The organism is Acidobacteriota bacterium (assembly GCA_020845575.1).
Classification (GTDB): Bacteria; Acidobacteriota; Vicinamibacteria; order Vicinamibacterales; family Vicinamibacteraceae; genus Luteitalea.
The window spans coordinates 1-22468 of the sequence record JADLFL010000004.1; the positions used below are offsets into that span (position 1 = coordinate 1).

Annotated in this window: 18 protein-coding genes; 10 read left to right on the forward strand and 8 right to left on the reverse strand. The window is 68.0% G+C overall.

Going from position 1 to position 22468, the window contains the following annotated elements; translation table 11 throughout:
* The 3 genes from IT182_01030 to IT182_01040 all read left to right on the forward strand — a co-directional run.
* On the forward strand, nt 1-1110 hold a 1110-nt coding region (locus tag IT182_01030; GenBank protein ID MCC6161918.1), incomplete at its 5' end, for a c-type cytochrome.
* Between the two features lie 107 nt (nt 1111-1217).
* A complete protein-coding gene (locus IT182_01035; GenBank protein ID MCC6161919.1) occupies nt 1218-1985 on the forward strand; it encodes a formylglycine-generating enzyme family protein in 768 nt (255 codons plus the stop codon).
* Nucleotides 1982-2635, forward strand: a complete 654-nt coding sequence (locus tag IT182_01040) for an SCO family protein (protein MCC6161920.1) — start codon at nt 1982-1984, stop codon at nt 2633-2635. The genes IT182_01035 and IT182_01040 overlap by 4 nt, the downstream gene beginning before the upstream one ends.
* A gap of 30 nt (nt 2636-2665) precedes the next feature.
* Here the strand turns inward: IT182_01040 and IT182_01045 are convergent, their stop codons facing one another.
* From IT182_01045 to IT182_01060, 4 genes are all read right to left on the reverse strand, one after another.
* Nucleotides 2666-4648 carry a TonB-dependent receptor gene (locus IT182_01045; protein ID MCC6161921.1) on the reverse strand — a complete coding sequence of 661 codons (1983 nt, stop codon included), beginning with the start codon at nt 4646-4648 and terminating at the stop codon, nt 2666-2668.
* 20 nt (nt 4649-4668) lie between these two features.
* The gene (locus IT182_01050; protein ID MCC6161922.1) at nt 4669-5040 is read right to left on the reverse strand and encodes a VOC family protein; all 372 of its coding nucleotides are present in this window, start codon (nt 5038-5040) and stop codon (nt 4669-4671) included.
* A gap of 165 nt (nt 5041-5205) precedes the next feature.
* Nucleotides 5206-5658 (reverse strand): DNA starvation/stationary phase protection protein, encoded by a 453-nt coding sequence (locus IT182_01055; protein ID MCC6161923.1) that lies wholly within the window; start codon nt 5656-5658, stop codon nt 5206-5208.
* 68 nt (nt 5659-5726) lie between these two features.
* Nucleotides 5727-6656, reverse strand: a complete 930-nt coding sequence (locus IT182_01060) for a sugar phosphate isomerase/epimerase (GenBank protein ID MCC6161924.1) — start codon at nt 6654-6656, stop codon at nt 5727-5729.
* A 106-nt stretch (nt 6657-6762) separates the two neighbouring features.
* Between IT182_01060 and IT182_01065 the strand changes: the two genes are divergently transcribed.
* From IT182_01065 to IT182_01095, 7 genes are all read left to right on the forward strand, one after another.
* On the forward strand, nt 6763-9579 hold the full coding sequence (locus IT182_01065; GenBank protein MCC6161925.1) for a PQQ-dependent sugar dehydrogenase: 2817 nt from the start codon (nt 6763-6765) through the stop codon (nt 9577-9579).
* 73 nt (nt 9580-9652) lie between these two features.
* Nucleotides 9653-11626, forward strand: a complete 1974-nt coding sequence (locus IT182_01070; protein MCC6161926.1) for an AMP-binding protein — start codon at nt 9653-9655, stop codon at nt 11624-11626.
* Nucleotides 11627-11772: 146 nt separating this feature from the next.
* Nucleotides 11773-12360, forward strand: a complete 588-nt coding sequence (locus IT182_01075) for a hypothetical protein (GenBank protein MCC6161927.1) — start codon at nt 11773-11775, stop codon at nt 12358-12360.
* 23 nt (nt 12361-12383) lie between these two features.
* Nucleotides 12384-13244, forward strand: coding sequence for an alpha/beta hydrolase (locus IT182_01080; GenBank protein MCC6161928.1), 861 nt, complete (start codon nt 12384-12386; stop codon nt 13242-13244).
* Between the two features lie 57 nt (nt 13245-13301).
* On the forward strand, nt 13302-14696 hold the full coding sequence (locus IT182_01085) for a Gfo/Idh/MocA family oxidoreductase (GenBank protein ID MCC6161929.1): 1395 nt from the start codon (nt 13302-13304) through the stop codon (nt 14694-14696).
* Between the two features lie 78 nt (nt 14697-14774).
* Nucleotides 14775-15761 (forward strand): threonylcarbamoyl-AMP synthase, encoded by a 987-nt coding sequence (locus IT182_01090; GenBank protein ID MCC6161930.1) that lies wholly within the window; start codon nt 14775-14777, stop codon nt 15759-15761.
* Nucleotides 15762-15788: 27 nt separating this feature from the next.
* Nucleotides 15789-17654 carry a hypothetical protein gene (locus IT182_01095; GenBank protein MCC6161931.1) on the forward strand — a complete coding sequence of 622 codons (1866 nt, stop codon included), beginning with the start codon at nt 15789-15791 and terminating at the stop codon, nt 17652-17654.
* A 7-nt stretch (nt 17655-17661) separates the two neighbouring features.
* Here the strand turns inward: IT182_01095 and IT182_01100 are convergent, their stop codons facing one another.
* The 4 genes from IT182_01100 to IT182_01115 all read right to left on the reverse strand — a co-directional run.
* A complete protein-coding gene (locus tag IT182_01100; GenBank protein ID MCC6161932.1) occupies nt 17662-18438 on the reverse strand; it encodes a PIG-L family deacetylase in 777 nt (258 codons plus the stop codon).
* Between the two features lie 86 nt (nt 18439-18524).
* Nucleotides 18525-19931 (reverse strand): ROK family protein, encoded by a 1407-nt coding sequence (locus IT182_01105; protein ID MCC6161933.1) that lies wholly within the window; start codon nt 19929-19931, stop codon nt 18525-18527.
* Nucleotides 19932-20145: 214 nt separating this feature from the next.
* Nucleotides 20146-20358: a DUF2892 domain-containing protein gene (locus tag IT182_01110; GenBank protein ID MCC6161934.1), complete on the reverse strand. Its 213-nt coding sequence runs from the start codon at nt 20356-20358 to the stop codon at nt 20146-20148.
* Between the two features lie 42 nt (nt 20359-20400).
* Nucleotides 20401-22468, reverse strand: a 2068-nt coding sequence (locus tag IT182_01115; GenBank protein MCC6161935.1) for an efflux RND transporter permease subunit, incomplete at its 5' end; no start/stop codon positions are given.

Sequence of the window (22468 nt, forward strand, 5' to 3'; positions counted from 1 at the left end):
GACAGCAAGATGCCGCACAACATCGACCTGCACGCTGTCACCGGGCCTGGCGGTGGCGCGGCATCGTCGTTCACCGCGCCGGGACACACGTCAGTGTTCTCGTTCAAGGCGCTCAATCGCGGCCTGTACGTGTACCACTGCGCCACGGCACCTGTGGGCATGCACGTGGCCAACGGGATGTACGGGCTCATCCTCGTCGAACCCAGAGAGGGCCTGCCGAAGGTCGACCGCGAGTACTACGTGATGCAGGGCGAGTTCTACACGGCCGGAAAGACCGGCGCGCCTGGACTCCAGCCGTTCAGCATGGAGAAAGCCATCGCCGAACAGCCCGAGTACGTCGTGTTCAACGGCGCTGTCGGTGCCCTGGCCGGCGACAACGCCATCACGGCCGACGTCGGTGAGACGGTGCGCTTGTTTGTCGGCAACGGCGGCCCCAATCTCGTGTCGTCGTTCCACGTGATCGGCGAGATTTTCGACAAGGTGCGGCACGAGGGCGGCTCGATGGAGAACGCCGACGTGCAGACGACGCTGGTGCCCGCTGGCGGGTCGACGATCGTCGAGTTCAAGGTCGACGTGCCGGGTACGTACGTGATCGTCGATCACTCGCTCTTCCGCACGTTCAACAAGGGGTCGCTCGGCATGCTCAAGGTAGCCGGCGCCGAGAACGCCGCGGTGTACTCGGGCAAGCTGGAGGATCTGGTCTACCAGCCTGAAGGCGGCGTGATCCAGACGGTCGGGCCAACGACCGCACCGACACCTGCGCCGGCATCGAGCACAGGCGAACGCGTGGCGCGCGGGCAGCGCCTCTACTCATCGATCTGTGCCGCGTGCCACGGGCCGGCGGGAGCGGGCCTCGAGAACGTGTTCCCGCCTCTGGCCGGCGCCGACTATCTCAACGCCGACAAGCGACGGGCGATCGGCGCGGTGCTGAACGGACTCTCCGGACCGGTGACTGTCAACGGCAAGACCTTCAACAGCGCCATGCCCGCGCTCGGCCTCTCGGACGAGGACGTCGCGAACGTGCTGACGTACGTCTACGCCAACTGGAACAACGCCGGTCACGACGTGACGCCGTCCGAAGTGCGCGCGGTACGAGGAGGCAGACGGTAGTGCCGCTGTGGCGTGCCAGCGCCGCGACCGCTCCGAGGAGGACCGCCTGGGCGGTGCTCCTCGGAGCTGGTCTGCTCCTCGGTGCCGCCAGCGGCGAGCGCGCCGGGATGGCGAGCGTGCCCGCCGGCAGCTACCGTCCTCTCTATGCGGTGACGCCGGTACGCGCATCATCGACCACGCGCCGGGCCGACGTGCGGCCCCGTGTCGGGGTCACCGCGTTCGAGATGGATCGGCATGCGGTGACCAACGCGGAGTTCCTCGCATTCGTCACCGCGCACCCCGAGTGGCGCCGGTCGCGCATCTCGCCGCTCTTCGCCGATTCGTCGTACCTGCGTCACTGGCACGGCGACGTCGATCTCGGTCCCGACGCGCCGCCGGACAGTCCCGTCGTGCACGTGTCGTGGTTCGCCGCGCGGGCGTACCTGCGCACGCTGGGCAAGTCGCTGCCAACCGTCGACCAGTGGGAGTACGCCGCGGCGGCAGACGAGACGCGGCGTGACGCGGCGAGGGATCCCGCGTTCCTCGAACGCCTGCGGCTCTGGTACGGTCGCCCGACACCGGCGCGCCTGCCAGCCGTCGGCTCCGGACTTCGCAACGTGTACGGCGTAGCCGATCTCCACGGACTCATCTGGGAGTGGACGCTCGACTTCAATTCGGCGTTGGTGACCGGCGAATCGCGCGCCGACTCGGCGCTCGAACGTTCGCTCTATTGCGGTAGCGGCGCCGTCGGTGCCTCGGACTTCGAGGACTACGCCGCGTTCATGCGCTATGCCTTCCGCAGCAGCCTCGAGGCACGGTACGGCGTGGCAAACCTGGGATTCCGCGGTGTCGTGAACGGCAGGTCATCGGCCCCGGCAGGACGGATACGGCGATGACGGCGGCCTGCATCAGGCGGGTGCTCGGAATGACGGCGCGTGCACGCACGAGCGCGGTCGCTGGCGTAGCGTTGGCGCTCACGCTCGCCGGATGCGGCAGCCAGCCGGCGCCGGTGCCAGCGGCGCACGACGTTGCTGCCGATGCGACGTTCGTCTCGCCGCTGTCACAGGCGTCGATCTACGATCTCGACCTCGATCTGGTCGACGCCGACGCCACGTACCTGACGCTGGCCGATCTGCGCGGACAGACGATGGTCGCAAGCATGGTGTATACGAGTTGCACGTCGGTGTGTCCGCGCGTCACCGAGGACATGAAGGCCGTCGAGCGCCTGCTCTCCGAGGATGCGAAGCACCACGTCACGTTCGCACTCTTCTCGCTCGATCCCGGTCGCGACACGCCGGCGGCGATGAAGCAGTTCGCCGTCAGCCATGGACTCGCGCCGGAGCGCTGGCGGCTCTTCGCGGCTTCCGAAGACGGCGGGCGCGATCTGTCTGCCGTGTTCGGCGTGAAGTACCGGCGTGACACCGACGGCGAGATCGCGCATTCGGCAATGATTTTCGTCATCGACCCCGCCGGCGTCGTCCGTCACCGGCAGGTCGGCCTGAGCCAGGATCCGACGGCGCTCGTCAAGGCCGTCTCAGGCGACTGAGCCTCGTTCACGACGTGCCTTCATCCAAGGCTAGAACGCTACGCGCAGGCCGCCGTTGATCGCACGGCCGTCGAGCGGAGCCCAGGCGTCGACGGTCCACCGGCCGTCCACGCCTCGCGCGGGTCGCAGCAGGGAGTCCCAGCGTGTCTGCCGCACGTTGGTCAGGTTCTCCGCATTGAGGAACAGCCGGATCGCGCCGAATCGCTTCTCGGCCAGCGCGCCGACGACGAGATAGCGTGCCGACGTCGAACGAAACGGGTTCACCTCCAACCGCTGACGGCCTGTGTAGTAGAACTCCAGTCCGACGCGTCCCCAGTCTTCGTCTTCCCACATGCCGACAAGCCCCGCGCCATGGCGCGGCGTGAGCGCCACATCCTGTCGGCCGCGCTCCCCGTCTTCGCGCGAGCGGACATACGCATAGCTGGCCGTCGCGACCCAGGGTCCGCTGCGTGCGATCGCCAGCAACTCGGCGCCCATGTTCGTCGACGCGCCATCGCGATTGACGAGCGCGTAGCGCGTGTCGCGTTCCACCGTGAGCGGGTGCGCCACTCGGGATCCGAACGCCGTTGCCGTGATGGTGATCAGTCCCACGGTCCTCGTCACATCCAGCGACACGCTGGTGCCCTGCTCGGCGCGCAACGGACGCGGCGCGTCGAGGCGCGTGAGACCTGCCGCCTCGCTCTCCTCTGTCAGCGGCGTCGCCGCAGAGAAGCCGCGGCCAACCGAGAGGCGGCTCGTCCAGGCACCCGCCCGGAAGAGCGCCGCCACGCGCGGGCTCATGAACATGCCGTACTCGCTGTGCCAATCGACACGCGCGCCCGCAGACACCGACACCCACGTCGCCACGTCCACATCGTCTTGCGCGAATAGGCCCGGGACGTCGTAGGTGTAGGCAAACCGCGGCACGTCGCGCGGTGTGTAATCGTCGCGCTCGTATGCGGCGCCCACGACCCAGGTATGGCGGCCTGCCGCGCCGCGCAGGGCGACCTCGCTGAACGCCGTGTCGTGGGCGTCGCGCTCGCGCACGTCGCCGAACCGATGATCGTGCCGCTGCCAGGCGGCGGCCGCGCGCGCGGTGAGCACGTAGCGGTCTGCGACCAGGGTCTGGATCGTGCCGCCGACGTCGTAGCGCCGCGTATCGAGCGCCTCCAGCCATGACGAGCCCGTGGTCGCCAGAGTCGCGCCGGGCAGCGTGCCACCCTGCCGATCCTCGACAGTCACGCCGGCGGTCAGGAACGCCGAGCGGCCGGTGCCGCCATCCCAGAACACGCGAGGACGCACGACGGCGCGACCGTATCCCGCCAAGTCGGCCCAGCCATCGTCATCGCGATCGACGCGCGACTGGCGATGCCCGCCCGCCAGCACCGACATCCGCCATGCGCGACTGATCGGGATCGAGGCGAACGCCACGCCATCGGTCGCCCCGAGCGTGGACTGATTGATCAGCAGGTCGACAGCCGGTTCGCCGCCCGGCCGGCGCGACAGCAGATTCACCACACCGCCCATGGCACCCGCACCGTAGAGCGCCGACGCCACGCCCTTCACCACTTCGACCTGCCCGAGGTCCATCGGCGGAATCTGCAGCAACCCGAGCCCACCGACCTGCTGACCGAACAGCGGCAGGCCGTCGCTGAGAACGCGCGTGTAGCGCCCCTTCATCCCCTGCACGCGCACGCTCGCCGCGCCGATCGACGGCGACGTGGCCTGCACGCGTAAGCCGCCTGTTTCGTTCAGCATCATGACGATGTCGCCGGGCGTCATGAGCATCTTTTCTTCGATCTCCTCGCGGCCGAGGACCTCGACACGAGTCGGCTGCTCCTCCAGTCGTCGGCCGGTACGCGTGGTGGCCACCACGACGACGTCTTCCTCGAACTCCGGAACCGGCGCGTCGGTATCAGACACCGGACCATCGGCCGACTGCACGGGCACCGTCTCCGGCGTCGGCTCCTGCGCCGCCGCCTGCGACGCCCACAGCACACACACCACCATCAACACGGCCGATACGATGCGCATGCTGCGTGCAGGTGTGCACACTACTGCTGTGAGTGGATGCCGAACATGTTGCCTTCGGTGTCCAAGGCCAACACGATGAAACCGTACTCACCGATGGACAGCTTGTCGCGGTGCACGCGTCCACCGGCGGCGGCCACGCGCCCGCCCTCGACGGCGCAGTCGGCAGCGCTGAAGTAGACCAGCGTACTGTTACCGCCCGAGGGCACACCCTCCATGCGGACGATCGTGCCCGTTGTCCCGTGCGTACTCATGTCTCCCGGAAACGCCCACATCTCCAGGTCGCCGCTGCTCAACCTCTGGAGCCGACAATCGAAGACCTGCTCGTAGAACGCCTTCGCGCGATCGATGTCCTGCACGTAGATCTCGAACCAGCCGACGGGATTGGACGCCATGGTCATGCTCCTCGTGTCGCGTGTGTCTGTACAGTGCCCGCCAGTGTACCGCCGGCGTGCGACGGCTCCGTTGCCGCGTACCCGTGCGGATCGGGCCTCGAGCGGCAGACGCGTCGCCACGCCGTTCCGGCGTCACGCGCGAGTGGTCGGGCCCATCTGCCTGCCTCACTCCAGGTGACTGCGCAGCATCCAGGCGTTCTTCTCGTGTATCTCGACGCGGCGCGTGCCGAGGTCGGCGGTGGCCTGATCGCCCGCCTTCTCCGCCGCGTCGATCGCCTTGTGCGCGGCTTTGGCCAGCGCCTTCTGATCGCTCACGAGCGTCTCGATCATCTGCTTGGCCGTCGCGCGTCCCTTCGCTTCCTTCACCACCGACAGCGTCGAGAACTCGGCAAGGCTGCCAGGCGCGAATGCGTCGAGCGCGCGGATGCGTTCGGCAATCTCGTCGTTGGCCAACGCCAGCTCCGTGTACTGCGTCTCGAACAGTGTGTGCAGCGTCGTGAACATCGGGCCCGTGACGTTCCAGTGATAGTTCTGCGTCTTCAGGTACAGCGTGTACGTGCTGGCCAGCAGGATCGACAACTCGTTGATGACGGCGTGATGAGGTGATTTCTTCGCCATGAGGACTCCTCCGCCGGATGAGAACCGGCAATCCTCAGCATACGCCCTCGCACGCGCGTCGCCGCGGCCTACGCGGGCATGCGGAACGTCCTGCGCACGTAGTCGATGTTGGCGCGCGTGTCTGCCGCGAAATCTCCTGTCGGAGATCCCGTCTCGAGCACGTACCAGCCGCGATAGCCGATGTCGACGTATTCCTGCGCGAGGCGCGGCCAGTCGAGCAGCTCCGGCTCGCGCATCAGCGTCTGTCCGTTCTTGACGTGGATCTGGTCGATGCGCGAGCCGAGTTTCGCCGGTTCCCCGTAGGGATCGTGCAGGCGCGCCTTGATGTTGCGTGCGTCGTAGTACACGCCAACGAACTCGGACCCGATCGCGTCGATCAGCCGCAGGTTGTCCTCGGCCGAGATCCAGTCTTCGAGCGCGATCACCACGCCTGCCTTCTCGGCGTAGCGCGCGACCTCCTTCATCATCGCGACGAACGTGTCGACCTGCGTCTGGCTCGTCATATCGATGTGGCTGTTGCCCAGAATCGGCAGCAGGATGTTGGTCGTCCCGAGATTGCGCGCCACCTCGACCGCTTCCACGAGCAGCACCGCGGAGGCGGGATTGGTGTGAAAGGGCAGCCGCGACGCGCCGGGATTGCCGATCGCGAGTGAGCAGATCTGGATGCCGTGCTCGAGGGCCGCGCGCTTGAACGCCACCTGCGTCTCGGGCTGACGCAGGTGCGGGCTGCCATCGGTGGGAAACGTCAGGCTCACCTGGATGCCGTCGAGTCCGAGTTCGCGAGCCAGCGCGATCTTCGTGATGTCTCCACGACGCCCGAGATTCCAGTCGGTCATGCCGACGCGCACGGTGAGCGGGAGGCCTGCCGGCGAAGGGTTGGTCTCCCGACGTCCCGCCGCTGCGGCCTGCGACGATGCAGGCGACTGAGCCATGGCAAGAGCCGGAGCGATGACGGCGCCGGCCGCGGTCGCGTGGGCGAGGAAGGTTCGGCGATGCATGCGGCGGACTCTACACGAACGCGGCTCAGGTGTCCGCGGCGATCGTGTCGGCGGGACAGGACACCGGTCATGCATCGTCCATCCTGACCGCGACTATCATGGGACGATGCGTTTCACGGCTTTCTGCCTCCTTGCCGCTCTGGCACTTCCCGTCACGGCGACGGCCCAGACGCTCCGCGTGGTGCCATACGTCACCGGTCTCGATCAACCCGTCGGCCTGGTGCCGCACCCGACCGACCCCGACATCCAGTTCGTGCTCGAGAAGAAGGGACGCATCAGGATCGTCGAACGCGGCACGCTGCGGAGCGGCGTCTTTCTCGACCTGTCGAATCAGGTGTCGCTCCAGAGCGAGCGCGGCCTGCTCGGCCTCGCCTTCGATCCCGACTACGCGACCAATCGCCGCTTCTGGGTCAACTTCACGCGCACCAACGGCCATACCGACGAGACACACCCCGAATACGGCGATACCGTCGTGTCGCGCTACACACGGCGCGCGGACGACCCATACCAGGCCGACGAGACCTCCCGCTTGGACCTCCTGTTCACGGAGCCGGATGGCCGATACATCGATCAACCCACCAACTCACCCAACCACAATGGCGGCCGGATGTTCTTCGGCCCTGACGGCTACCTCTACGTGGTGGTGGGCGACGGCGGTCCGGCCAACGACGCCAGCCGAAGCGGCCAGAATCCGGACACGGTGCTCGGAAAGATCCTGCGTCTGGACGTTCGAGTCGCTGACGTCGCCGACGCCCCGGGCAACCCGGACGCCGTGCGCGGCTATCGCATCCCGCCCGACAACCCCTTCGTCGACGGCACGCCCATCACGACTCGCCACGAGATCTGGGCGTTCGGCGTCCGCAATCCGTGGCGTGTCACAGTCGACGATCCGCGACTCGGCGGCACGGGCGGCCTCTTCATCGCCGACGTGGGCGAGAGCCACGTCGAGGAGATCTCGTATCAGCCACCGGGTGCGGGGGGCCGCAACTACGGCTGGCCCCTGTTCGAGGGAACGCGCGCGAACACCGAGGCACCGTCCGGCACCGCCGCCGCCTACGCGCCACTGACGCCGCCGATCTACGAGTACGGCCGCACGGCCCTCATGGGCAGTTCGATCACGGGCGGCCATCGCTATCGCGGCAGGTTGCTGGGACCCGCGATGTACGGCCGCTACTTCTTCGCCGACTTCGCCGACACGCCCACCTCGCCCGGTGTCGGCCGGAACGGGCTCTTCTCGCTGGCCATCACCGTCGACCCCGCGACGGGCGAGGCCGGTGCAGCCGACGTGCAGTGGCACGACGTCTTCCAGACGCTGGCACGAAGAATGGTCGTGTCCGTCGACGCGGATCTCGACGGCGAGCTCTTCATGACGTCTTTCAACACCGGCACCATCTTCCGCGTGACGACGACCGACGACGTGAACGGCAACGGCCTGCCCGACAGCTGGGAGGCCACCTTCAACCTGCCGGCGCTTGGCCCCGATGCCGGCGGCCCGTTCGGCGACCCGAACGGCGACGGGGTGAACAACGCCGAGGCCTTCCGCCGCGGCTGGCATCCACTGGGACACCCGGTCGCCTACTTCGGCGAAGGGGCCACGGGCTTCTTCAATACGCGCCTGAGCCTGTTGAACGAGGGAGACGCGCCGACCGTGGCCGTCACCGAATGGCAGACCGCCACCGGCACGTCGGTCAGCCAGTCGGTGCCCATCGGCGCGCGCCGCGTCGCTGTCGTCGACGTCGGGGCTCACCCGCAGATGGCGAGCGCCGAGTTCGCCACGCGCGTGCATGCGGACGTCGACCTCACGACCGCGCGGACGATGACGTGGCAGGGCGGGGCACAGGCCTACGGCAGCCACAGCGAACACGGCGTGTCGGCGCCCGGCACGGTCTGGCATTTCGCCGAGGGCGCGACCACGATGTTCGACCTGTTCTACCTGTTGCAGAACACGTCCACCGACACCGCGGCCGCCGTGCGCATCGACTACTTCGTGCAGGGTCAGGGCCTGGTCACCCGGCACTACACCGTCCCGGCGGGACAGCGCCAGACCGTGTGGGTGAATCAGGAACCCGGACTCGCATCTGCCGAACTCGGCGCCACCGTCACGTCGACCAACGCCGTGCCGATCGTGGTCGAACGGGCGATGTATACGCGCGGACCGCAACTGTTCCCGGCGGGCACGGCCGTCGCCGGCGAGCCGGCGCTGGCTCCGCGGTGGTTCTTCGCCGAAGGCGCCCCCGGTTCGTACTTCGACACGTTCATCGCCGTGGCCAATCCCGACGACACGCCGCTCGACGTGACAGTGCGTGTGTACCTGCCAGACGGCGAGACGTCGGCGGCGCCCCTCACGTTCACACGGACCGCGAGACCACGCGAGCGCCTCACGCTCTGGCTCGATCAGGAAGTCACCGACGAGGGCGTCTCGCTGGCCAACCAGGGCGGCCTGTCGGTGGAACTGACGGCCTCGCGCCCGTTCGTCGCGGAGCGCGCGACGTGGTGGCCGGGCGGCTTCACGACGTGGCACGAAGGCCATGCGTCGAGCGGCTTCCCCGACCCGCCGGCGGCCCATTGGCGCGTGGCCGGGGGTGAGGTGCAACTGGCGCCACCGGGCGTCGATGCCCCGACAGACACCTACCTCCTCGTGTCCAACGTCGGCACCGTCGATGAGCAGGTGAACCTGACGGTGTATTTCACGGATCTCGAGCCGTATACGGTGACCGTGCCAGTACCGGCGGGCAGTCGCTTCACGACGTCGCTCGCCGCGGTGCTGCGCGGCGTCGTCAGTCCCGGTACGCGGATCGACGTCGGCGTGCGCGTCGACGCCGTCTCTCCCCACGCGACACTCTACGTGGAACAGGCCGTCTACGGCACGCCAGAAGGCGGAGCCCGCTGGGCTCGCGGCGCATCACATCGCGCGAGCCAGTAGTTCCACCACGCGCAGGGGCGGCTTTTGCCTGCGCCCCTGCCTCTCGCAGCAATGGATAATGCGGGCACACGCCATGCCCCCACGCGACGTCTGGATCCCTGACGCAGCGCGTATCGAGCGCGCCAACATCACACGCCTGATGCGACGCCTCGGCATCGACGTCGACGCGTCCAGGCCGGATCAGGTGTACACCCGGGCGCGGGAATTCGTCAGATGGACGCAGAACGATCCCCTCGCGTTCTGGGACGCGGCGCTGCGCGACATCGATGTGGCGTGGACCACGCCGTACCACACGACGATGGACGCCAGTCGCGGACCGGCGTGGGCGAACTGGTTCGTCGGCGGCGAGACGAACATCGCGCTCAACTGCATCGACCGTCATGCGACGACGCGCGGAGACGACCTCGCCCTCATCGCCGAGACAGAGGACGGCTCGGTTCGCACGTTCTCGTTCAGCGATGCCGCGCGCGCCGTCAATCGCGTCGCCAACGCGCTGCGCACGCTCGGCGTCGGCCGCGGCGACACGGTCGCGTGCTACATGCCGATGGTGGCCGAGGTCGTGTGGGCGATGCTCGGCACGCAGAAGATCGGCGCCATCTTCATTCCGATCTTCAGCGGCTACGCACCACCGGCGTTACGCGAGCGTCTCGAAGACGCCGACGTCCGCGTGCTGTTCACTGCCGACTCGAGTCTCCGTCGCGGTCAGCCCGTATCGCTCAAGGCGCAGGCCGACGCCGCGTGTGAGGGCCTGCCGGCTCTCCGTCACGTGATCGTGTATGCACGTACCGGAGACGCGCAGTGTCCGATGCGCGCCGATCGCGACCAGTGGTGGCACGACGTGGTCGACACGGCAGACGACGCGTGCGAGACATTGCCGGTGCCGTCGATGACGCCCGCCCTGATGCTGTACACGAGCGGCACGACAGGGCGTCCGAAGGGCACCGTTCACACGCACGCGGGTTGCCTGGCGCAGATGGGCAAAGAGGTTGCGTACAACTTCGATGCCCGGCCCGGCGATCGCTTCTGGTGGTTCAGCGACATCGGCTGGATGATGGGACCCTGGGAAATCATCGGCTGCCTGCAACTCGGCGTGGCCGTCGTCATCTTCGAAGGCGCGCCGAACCATCCGTCGCCGGATCGCCTGTGGCAGGGTGTCGAGCAGCACGACGCCACGCACCTGGGCATCTCCCCCACCGCCATCCGCATGTTGATGCGCGCGGGCGACGACTGGGTCGACAGGCATACGAGGCCCTCGCTGCACACGCTCGGGAGCACGGGCGAGCCATGGGATCCGGCATCGTATGCGTGGTACTTCCATCACGTCGGCAAGGGGCGGCTTCCCATCATCAACATCAGCGGCGGCACCGACATCGTCGGGTGCTTCCTGGCCCCGCTGCCCATCATCCCTCTGCAGTCGTGTACGTTACAGAGTCCGGGGATCGGCATGGCCGTCGACGTCTTCGACGATGAAGGCCGGAGCGTGGTGGACGAGGTGGGCTACCTGGTGTGTACCAGGCCCGCGCCGAGCATGACGCGCAGCCTGTGGAAGAACGACGCGCAGTACATCGACACGTACTGGAGCCGTTTCCGGGACGTGTGGAACCACGGCGACTGGGCGCGGGTCGGTCGCGACGGCCACTGGTTTCTCCTCGGCCGTGCCGACGACACGATGAAGATCGCCGGGCGGCGGGTCGGGCCTGGCGAGATCGAGGCCGCGCTCATCGCGCATCCGGCGGTGTCTGAAGCCGCGGCCGTCGGCGTGCCCGACGCGCTCAAGGGCACCGACGTCGTGTGTTTCGTCGTGCTCCATCCAGGCGTGCACGAGGACGAGACGCTGCGTGCCGCGCTCGTGCAGCAGGTGGTGGACGCGCTCGGCAAGGTCGATCGGCCGCGTGACGTCCGCTTCGTCGACGACCTGCCGAAGACGCGCAGCGCGAAGGTTCTCCGGCGGTTGATCCAGCGCGCCTGGCTCGGCGAGCCCGTGCTCGGAGACCTGAGCAGCGTTGCCAATCCCGAAGCCCTCGATGCCATCGCCGGCGCACGATAGCCACCGACTGACGGCCCTGGCCTCCATCCACCTCGGCGTGCATCCCGCATCAACCGCGCCCGGCGCTCGGAGACGGATGGTGGTGGCCCGCCTTCGCACCGTTGGGCTACGGCGCCGCAGGCTTGGCCTGGTGTATCCTCCGGCGCATGATCGACATTGGTGCGTTCCTCCTCGGCGCTCTGGTGGCCGCGACGGCCGCGGCGCAGGCGCCGGCCATTCCTCCTGCTGACATCCAGATCGCCGGTGCGGTGCAGGCCGCGCCCGCCGATCAACGCGACACAGCCACGGTGCTGGGCTACGCCGCCGACGGCACGTTCACCACGCTGCGCAAGGGGACGGGCGTGCTCGTGTGCCTGGCCGACGACCCGGCGAAGGACCGGTTCAACGTCGCCTGCTATCACAGGGACCTCGAGCCGTTCATGGCGCGCGGGCGGGAGTTGGCCAGGCTCGGCACCAAGGCGAGCGGCGCGAAGGATCTCCGCTGGCCGGAGATCGAGAGCGGCACATTGCCGATGCCTCGCGAGCCACGACTCACGACGATCGTCGAAGGGAGCCGATTCGACGCCGCCGCCGGCGCCGTGATCGAGAGCTACACGCGCTGGGTGCTCTACACGCCCGGCGCGACTGCCGAAGGCACGGGCCTGCCGACGACGCCAGGTCCCGGCGTGCCGTGGCTCATGTTCCCCGGAACGCCCGGCGCGCACATCATGATCAGCCCGGCGCGACCGCAGTAGAGATCGCCATGTCTCGCACATCGATGATGGTGGTCATCGCAGCGCTCGCCATGAGCGCGTCGTTCGCGCACGCACAGCAGGTGACGCGCGACATCCCGTACGTTGCGGCGCCCGCGCACGAACGGCAGGTCCTCGACGTCTACGTTCCGCCCGGCGCGAAGCAGGCTCCCGTCGTCTACTGGATTCATGGCGGCGGATGGCAGACCGGCCACAAGGGACTCGTCGGCGACAAGCCGCGCGCGTTCACGGAGGCGGGTCTCGTGTTCGTCTCGATCAATCACCGGTTGTGGCCGAGCGTTGAGATGGACGCGATCATCAGCGACGTCGCCAGCGGACTCCGCTGGGTCCACGATCACATCGCCGAGTACGGTGGCGATCCATCGCGCGTGTTCGTGATGGGACACTCGTCGGGCGGACAGCTCGCCGCGATCGTGTGTACCGACGACAGGTACCTGAAAGCGCAGTCGCTCGGGCTGTCGATGATCAAGGGCTGCGTGCCCGTCGATGCCGACACGTTCGACATCCCCGCCATCATCGAAGTGGCCGAGGTCAGAGCGCGCGCGCACGGTTTCCCGCTGCCCACGGCGGGGCATCGCCAGAAGTTCGGCAACGACCCTGTCAAGCACCGCGACTTCTCCACCGTCACGCACGTCGCGCCAGGCAAGGGCATCCCGCCCTTCCTCGTGCTGCACGTGGCGAGTCAGCCAGACAACTCGGCGCAGGCACGCGTCCTGCGTGACGCGCTGACGAGGGCCAACGTCCCCGTGACGCTGTGCGGGGCGCAGGAATCCACGCATTCCCGGATCAACGATCAGATCGGCCACAAGGGCGACGTCTGTTCGGACGCGGTCTTCGCGTTCGTCTCGCAGGCCCTCGGCAGGTAGTCAGCCCGCGCCAGCAGCATGTCCTGAGCGACGCGCGTGAGTCGAAGGAAGGTCCAGATGTCCAGCACACGACGAGACTTCATCAGGCAAAGCATGGTCACCACGGCGGGGGCGGCACTCGGCACGTTCGGGATGAGCGCGAAGTCCTACGCGTCGATTCAGGGTGCCAACGACAGGATCCGCCTGGGCGTCATCGGCGTCCGTAACCAGGGCACCGTTCACCTCAACGCGTGGTGCGCCATCAAGGACAGCCACAACGTGCGCGTGGCCACCGTCTGCGACACCGACGAAGCGCTGTTGGGTCCGGCCGTCACGCTCGTGGAGTCGAAGTCCGGCGTCACGCCAACCACGCAGTGGGATCTCCATCGTGTGCTCGAGGACAAGGACATCGACGCCGTCTCCATCGTCGTGCCCAACCACTGGCACGCGCTGGCCGCGATCCTCGCGTGCCAGGCGGGCAAGCACGTGTACGTCGAGAAGCCGGCCTCGCACAACATCCGGGAAGGCCGGAAGATGATCGAGGCTCGCGACAAGTACGCGCGCCTCATGCAGGTCGGCCTGAACAACAGGTCGAACGCGAACGTAATCGAGGCCATCGCGTTCCTGCGCAACGGCGGGATCGGTGAGCTGTACATGGCGCGTGCGCTGTGCTTCAAGGCGCGCGACTCCTACGGCATGTCGGCAGATGGCACCCCGCCCGCGACGTTCCACTACGACCGCTGGCTCGGTCCGGCGCCGTGGCGGCCGTACAACGAGAAGCGCGGGCACTACAACTGGCACTGGTACTGGGACACGGGTAACGGCGACACGGGCAACACGGGCCCGCATCAACTCGACATCGCGCGATGGGGGCTCGCCAGGAACGAGCATCCCGTCACCGTGTACTCGGCCGGTGGTCTGTACGGATTCCGCAAGGACGACAGCGTGCACACGCCCGGCAGGCGCGTGTACGGCGGTGTGGAGACGTACGGCCACGACAAGACGACGCAGGAGACGCCGAACACGCAGACGGCCACGTACACGTACGCCGACGGCACGCTGCTCGAGATGGAGACACGCGGGCGCTATACCAATCACGAAGGCAGCACGGGCCAGGAAGTCGGCAACCTGTTCTTCGGGTCGGACGGCTGGCTGGAGATCAACGGCAGTACGTGGAAGGCGTTCCGGCATCGCGAGCGCACGCCGTTTGCGGGGTCGAGCGCCGATCGCGACGGCGACCACTGGGCGAACTTCATCGACGCGATGCGTGCCGGCAAGGGAGACGTGCTGCACAGCGACATCCACGAAGGGCACCTGTCGACGTCGCTCTGCCATCTCGCCAACATCTCCTACCGTGTGGGGCGCTCGCTGCGATTCACCGGCGCCACGGAGCGTTTCGTCGACGCGCCTGACGCCGACGCACTCCTCACCCGCACGTACCGCAAGCCATACGTCGTCCCGGATGCTGTGTAAGGCCGGGCTCGGAGAGCCGGCCCTACCATCTGCGCAGCAGGTAGGGTGGGCCCTCCGATTGCATATCATCCCGTGAGGATGGTTGATACGGGGGCGGTCGAGGCGGCGGTGGCGGCGTTGCGGGCCGGACAGGTCATCGGCCTGCCGACCGAGACCGTGTACGGACTCGCGGGAGACGCGTCGAGTCCCGACGCGGTGCGGCGCATCTTCGCCATCAAGCGCCGCCCCGCGACCCATCCCGTGATCGTCCACATCGCGAGCCTCGACGAGATGTCGCGCTGGGCGCGCGACATCCCTCCGGCGGCGATCGCGCTCGCCGAACGCTACTGGCCCGGTCCACTGACGCTCGTGCTTCGCCGCGCCCCGCACACTCCGCTCGAGGTGACGGGCGGACAGGACAGCGTGGCCTTACGTGTGCCCTCGCACCCGGTCGCGCAGGCCGTGCTGCGCGCGTTCGGCGGCGGGCTCGCCGCGCCGTCGGCCAACCGCTACGGACGCGTGAGTCCGACCACCGCCGCGCACGTCCGCGACGATCTCGGCGACGATGTGCCGATCGTGCTGGATGGTGGTCCATCCGACGTCGGGCTCGAATCGACGATCGTGTCGTGCCTCAACGGCCGTGTCACAGTGCTGCGGCCTGGCGTCATCGGTGTCGACGCCATCGCGGCGACGGTGGGCACGCTCGCCGCGCCGGACGCGACAATGCCGCGGGTTCCCGGACGCGTGGAGTCGCACTACGCCCCACGAACGCCCGTACAGCTGGTGGACGAGGACGCTCTCGACGGCGCGGTGCTGGCGCACGTGCAGGCTGGACGTCGCGTCGCTATCCTGGCGCGCTCGGGTCAGACAGAACACGCGCCTGTCGACGCGCAGCCCGTCTCCGACAACGACGCAGGCCTGGTCATCGTCGGGGCAGCCGACGCGGTGACGTACGGACGGGAGTTGTACGCGCACCTGCGTCGGCTGGACCACACGGATGCCGACGTGATCGTGATCGCGCGACCGCCGCGTGGCGACGACTGGGCTGCCGTCCACGACCGTCTCGGACGCGCAGCCACGCGCTGAACGTCAGGGCGTTCGGCCGACGGCCGGATGAACGTTGACTGGTGCGTGCCTGCCGGCTCGGTCTCCTGGATTGCCTCCCTCGCCATCGCCCTGCTCACCGGCCTCGTCGCGCTCTTCGCGGGCGGCATGGTCGCCGACTGGTGCGTCACGTGGTACCACATCTCGGCGTTCGAAGGCGCGTCGGGCTACTTCGTCGTGTTCGCCGCGCTCCTCAGCGGCATCGGCGGCACCATCGTCGGACTCGTCGTCGCGCGCGCTGTCGCCGGCGCCGGTGGACGAACGCTGACGGCGACGGGCCTCTCGGTCGCCACAGTCTGCCTCGTCGCCACCGGCGTTGCATCTGCCGCGCGCCTGCTGGCCGATGTGCCACCGGAGATTGACGGCGAACGACTCTGGCTGCTCGTCGAATTGCGCTGGACGACGCCTCCCGTCGAACGGACCGAGGCCCGTTCGCTCCATCCCGATGTCCATGGGGTTCTTCCAGGAACGGAGCGAACGGGTTTCAACGCGTTCGGTAGCGCATGGCACATCCGGCTGGGATCGCTCAGCGGGTCCACGCTGCGGCGCGAGGCGCGGGGGCGGCTCTTCACCGAAGACGTACGCCAGGAGGACAACGCCTGGATCGTTCCCGGCATCGTCGACGTGTTCACCTCGCGCGGCAACCGGGTGCTTGGCGTCTATGACGGCGACCGCCACGTGACAGCGACGGCGCTTCCACTTCCCCGCAGTCCGGGGCACGAGTGCCTCACGTGGAGCGAGTGGTTGCCGGCCGTTGCAACCGGGACCGACGCGGGCGACGCACCCGTCAGCTATCGCTATCGCGTCGTGCCTCGCAACGCACCGGTACGCTGGCAGCACGCCGGGCCGTTCGTCATCGAGACGCGCGTCGCCTCACTCTTCCCCACCGACGATGCAGGCGGCCTTTCGGCCAATAGCCGATTCGATGTCCGGTACGGCGACAACGTCCTGCCAGGGCTGGAGGACGCCACCAGCATTTCGATGATCGCCACGTCGCCAGTGACGCTGCTGGCTCGCTCATTGTCGATGTGTCGCCTCATCACGTCGACCGACGATGGCGCGTCGGCGACCGACCAGCCGCGGTGCGCAGACGATGGGCCTGTCTGGCGGCTGGACCCGACCGGTGCCACGCGTGTGACGCAGGAGCACGCGCCGCGCGGCTGGTTCGATCGCGACTCGTTCACGGAACCCGGCCTGTACGTGCTGGGGCCGGCGGTCCTCGACACGCGCTCGCTGGCCATCACGGCCAACGGTTGGCCCGTCGAACCGTCGCACCAGTTCGATCTGCCGCCACTCGGCCTGTCGCCAGACGCCACATCGATGGTCTGGTTCTCACCCGCCGATTACGACCACGGTCCGGCGCTTGCCACGCGCCGCCTCGACACAGGCGAGACGACGACGCTGCCGATAGACCGTGTGCGCATGCGCTTCAGGACACCGGAACTCGACGTCGATCCGACGTGGTTGCTGCATCACTTCACGTGGGTGACAGGAGACGATGGCGCGCAGCGACTGCAGGTGAAGGCCGCCTTCGATCTGCTGCCGCATCGCGGCGCGCTCTCCCCGGCCGCCGACGGTGAATGGCAATCGTACGCCGTGTCGCCGGGAGGTGCCGCGCTGCAGGCGGCGATTGTCGACATCCTGGTGGCGCAACTGAAGGGTCAGCGTATCGAAGACGAATACGCCACGACCGCGACGCCACGCCTGACGATCGACGGCATGATCGTGTACGTGCAGCACATCGAGAGCGACAGCAGCGTGAGCGTCAACACCTCGAAGAGCGTGCCGGCCGTGATGGCGCGCATCGCCTCGCACATCGACGACGTCCTGGCCTCGGGACGCCTCGATGCGGCAATTGCCAGCGACGCGCGGTAGTCGCCGATCAGGCGAAGAGAGTCGACGGACTGGTGCCAGCGTCGAGGATACGCCCACCCTCGTACCGATGGTGCAGCGCGCCATCGCGCCACTCGCGCAGGCGGTAGATCGTCGCAAAGAGGAAGTCCGGTGCGGCACCGCCCTGGCCACCGACCACTTCCCCGCCGCGCCGCACGTTGTCCTGCATCCACGCCGGCACGAGCAGGTGATAGGGGTTGCGGCGCACTTCCTCGACGTGGAACGACAGCGCGGTCATCATGTCCGCGAGGTCCTGCACGCTCGACTCCACCATCAGGTTCGGCGTGGACATCGCGCCCCAGAACTCCGTCTCCACGGCATGGCACCGGAAATCGGCCGGCTGTCGCAGGAGCGCGTCGACGAGCAGGTGGTGCGTGCCGATGTGGCTGCTGTTCCAGTCGGTGTCGTGCGGGAAACACACCACCGCCGGCTGATGCTCGGCGATGATGCCCGCGATCACGTCGACCGCCGCATCCCAGTGCGTCGGGTCGTTCGTGCGCGTCTTCGCGTTGATCTTCTCGAGGCCGCCCGGGATCGTCTGCACGAGATCGAACCCGAGGTACTCGCATGCCTTCGCGAGCTCGTCCCAGCGTCCCTGCTGACGCGCCTTGTTGCTGCCCTGCGTCACGGCCACGTTCACGACGCGATAGCCCGCCTCGCGCTGCAGGCGCAGCGCCAGCCCGCCGATGATGCACTCATCGTCGGGATGCGGCGAGAAGATCAGCGCGCGCGGGGCGTCGGGTGCCGCCGGCGCGTGTGCCGGCATCGGGAAGCCCCCGAGCTGGAACGCCTTGCCGTCGCGCACCAGTTGCGCGATGGACGAGACGTACGTGAGGTACGGGTTGGCCTCGCTCACGACGCCACCTCGGGCAGGCTGGCCGCGGCGATAGCCTGGCCGTGCCGCTTGTCCTTCTCGTCGGGCACGTGGAACGTGATCCGGCTGGCGAGCTCCGGGAACTCCACGTCCAGCACGTGACGCGCGCCGTTGACGATGTCGTCGCCACCGGGACCTGACGTGACACGTCCGAGCACGAGCACGTGCGCGATGTCGTAGAAGTCGGCAAAGTGCGCCACGCCGTATCCGAGGTAGGTGCCGAGCGTCTCGTAGATGCGCCGCGCACCGTCGTGCCCTTCGCCGCGCAGCTTCTGCACGACCTTGAGCTTCTCGGGCAGGCCCATGTCGGTGGGCGTCTCGATACCGGCCACCGGGGCCAGGCGCCCCACGGCTTGTTGCGAGAAGTATTGCGACCCCACGCCGAAGTCCCCCGACCATTCGTCGACAGGCGCGTCGGGATTGAACGCCACGGGCACGAACGCCAGTTCGTTGAGCCACGACGTGATGTTGCCGTCTGGCGTCACGTATCCGGCGGCAGTGCTCGTGCCGAGCGCGATGCCGAGGATCGCGTTCTTGCCGAGCGACATCGATCCCGCCAGCGCCGTCACCTCACCGTCGTTCACCACTTCGAACGGGACGTCCTGCCAGCCGCGCTTCACCTCGAAGAAGATGTCCTTCACGCGTGCGTCGAACAACTCCTGCGACACGCCGCGGAAGAGCGACCCGGCCTTGACACGGTTGTTCACGTAGACGCCGGCCGCCGAGCCGCCGATCGCATCGACGCGCGGCAAGTGTTCGGCGGCCTTGCGCAGCGAGTCCATGATGCCGTCGAAGTGGTACTGCGGATCCGGCTTGTGGTACGGATCCCACACCGTCTCTTCGCTGAAGACCACCTCGCCGTTCACCACGGCGGCAACCTTGCGATCGCTCCCACCGAGATCGAACCCGATCCGATAGCCAGACAGATGCCGGCCCAGCGGCTTTGTCACCGACCGCTCCGCCGGAAGGTCGCTCGTGTGGACCACGTCGATGGCGTGATCGAACATCCGGAACGCGACGAGATCGGCGTCGAAGCGGCCCGTCGCCGTGTCCGCGTAGTGCGCGCGCAACGCGTCGGCGAGTGCCGCGGGACCGTCCACGTAGATCCGCCAGCCGCCACGCGACCACAGCAGGAACTTGACGAAGCGCTCGACGAACGCGGCGTTGCCGGCCGCGTCGGGATGCGACGCCGGGAGCACGGCGATGTCGAAGCGGAAGACGGAACCGTCGGCCTGCTCGATGGCGAGGCGGACGGGCACGCCGCCACCGGCCTCGGCCACCTGCTGGCGGAACGCGCGCACGGCGAGGACGGCAGGCCGAAACGCCGGGTCGAGTACCGGGGTCACCTTGGGAGCGACGAGAGGGAGTCCGTTCAGAGTGTCCATGGCAGTCTGGTACGGCCGTCGACGCTCTGCCGCGGGCCGTGCAGGCGTCACGATACATCGCCCGTCAGTGCTCGTGCCAGTACAGGGTTACAGACCGGCAACAGGCAACCGGCAACGGGCAACCGGAAGGCATATCTGCCGCAGCCACGCTGGGCCTCCGACCGGACCAAGCCGGTGCCGGTTGCCTGTTGCCTGTTGCCGGTTGCCGATCCCTCTACCGCATGCCCGTCTTGCGCAGTACAGCCATGAGCGGACACCAGTTCGTGAACGCGGACTGGAACAGGTTCGCGCCCACGAACAGGGTCACGTACAGCCAGTTCTGATGGACGGCGAGCGCCAGTCCTGCCGAAACGAGGACGAAGGTGCCGGCCGCCAGGCGCAGCGTGCGCTCCACCGTCCAGCCGTGTGCGGTCGTTGCCGGGTGCATGTCCATCGTGCGTGTCGCCATCGGTCACTCCTTCCAGGCAAGTCAGTGCGCCTCGACAGGCGCGGGATCCGTCGTGGGTGGCGTCGTTTCGGCTCCGATGAGCGGCCGCCGCGTCGCTCCCATGTAATAGAGGACGGGAATCGCCATCCGTGACAGGAGCAGCGACGCCACTTCGCCCGCCATGAGGGAGATCGCGAGCCCCTGGAAGATCGGGTCGAACAGGATGACGCCCGCGCCGACGATCACCGCGGCTGCCGTGAGCGCCATCGGCCTGAAGCGCACGGCGCCGGCATCGACCACCGCCTCGTCGAGCGGCATGCCCTGACGCAGGCGCAGTTCGATGAAGTCCACGAGGATGATCGAGTTGCGGACGACGATGCCGGCACCGGCGATGAAGCCGATCATCGACGTCGCGGTGAAGAAGGCGCCCATCATCGCGTGCGCCGGCAGGATGCCCACGAGCGAGAACGGAATCGCCAGCATGATGACGATTGGCGTCCTGAACGAGGCGAACCACCCGACAACGAGGATGTAGATCAGGATCAGCACGGCTCCGAACGCGAGGCCGAGATCGCGAAACACTTCGATGGTGATGTGCCATTCGCCGTCCCACTTCATCGACGGGCGCGACGTCTGCTCGGGCTGCGTCGCGTTGTAGACGGCCACGCCGTGCCCATCCGGCAGTCGCAGTCCTGCGATCGCCTCGTTCATGCGGAGGATGGCGTAGACGGGACTCTCGTCTTCGCCGGCCAGATCGGCCGTCACATAGGTCACCGGTAGCAGGTTCTTGTGGTAGATGCTGCCGTCCTCGACGCGCCGTTCCAGTCGCGTCAGTTCTCCGATCGACACGGGCCTCGGTCCGGCGAGACGCAACGCCTGGAACGACGCCAGATCGTCGCGTGCCTCACGCGGCAGGCGCAACAGGATCGGCACGTCCTCGCGCGACGCCTCGTCGTGCAGGACACCCGCGGCTTCTCCGCCCGCGGCCATGCGGACGAGTCCGGCCACTGTCGCCGGTGCCACACCGGCGGCCGCGGCCTTCTCCGGATCGACGATGAGCGACAGACGCGGGTGCGCGTCCTCGACGTACCAGTCGGTGTCGACCACGCCGGCCGTCGCCTCGAAGATGCGTCTGACGTCGGTGGCCAGCGCCAGCCGCTGCGTCGCATCAGGCCCATACACCTCGGCCACGAGCGTCTGCAGGACGGGCGGTCCGGGGGGCACTTCGGCTACCTGGATCGTCGCGCCCGCGGCGCGTGCGATGGGCAGCAGGCGCTCGCGTACGCGGCGCGCCACGTCATGACTCGACTCCGCGCGATCGTGCTTGGGCAGGAGGTTCACCTGGAGATCGCCCAGGTGCGGCGACTGCCTGAGGAAATAGTGCCGCACGAGGCCGTTGAAGTTGTGGGGCGATGCGGTCCCCACGTAGTCCTGCACGTCGCGGACGGCGGGATCGCCAAGCGCGGCAGCCGCGAGCCTCGCGGTGACGGCCGCCGTCTGCTCCAGCGGTGTGCCATCGGGCATGTCGACAACGACCTGGAATTCGCTCTTGTTGTCGAACGGCAGCATCTTGACCGTGACGAGCCGCAAGGGCACCAGCGCCATCGCTCCAACGAGCAGCGCGACGAGCCCCACCAGGAACGCCATGCGGCGGCGGCGATCGGCGATGAGCGGTCCCATCGCGCGGCGATACCACTTCGTGAACGTGTCCTCGCCACCATCGTGGTGGGCATCGTCCTGGCGCAGCAGCCTGACGGCCGCCCAGGGCGTGACGACGAATGCCACGACGAGCGAGAACACCATCGCGGCGGAGGCGCCAACGGGAATGGGACGCATGTACGGCCCCATCAACCCTCCGACGAACGCCATCGGCAGGATCGCGGCCACGACCGTCAGCGTCGCGAGGATCGTCGGGTTGCCGACCTCGTCGACCGCGCGAATCACGATGGCCGTGAGGCCATCCTGCCCCGTCGACATGCGGGCATGCCGCACCACGTTCTCCACGACGACGATCGCGTCGTCCACGAGGATGCCGATCGAGAAGATCAACGCGAAGAGCGTGATGCGGTTCAGCGTGTAGCCGTACAGGTAGAACATGAACAGCGTGAGC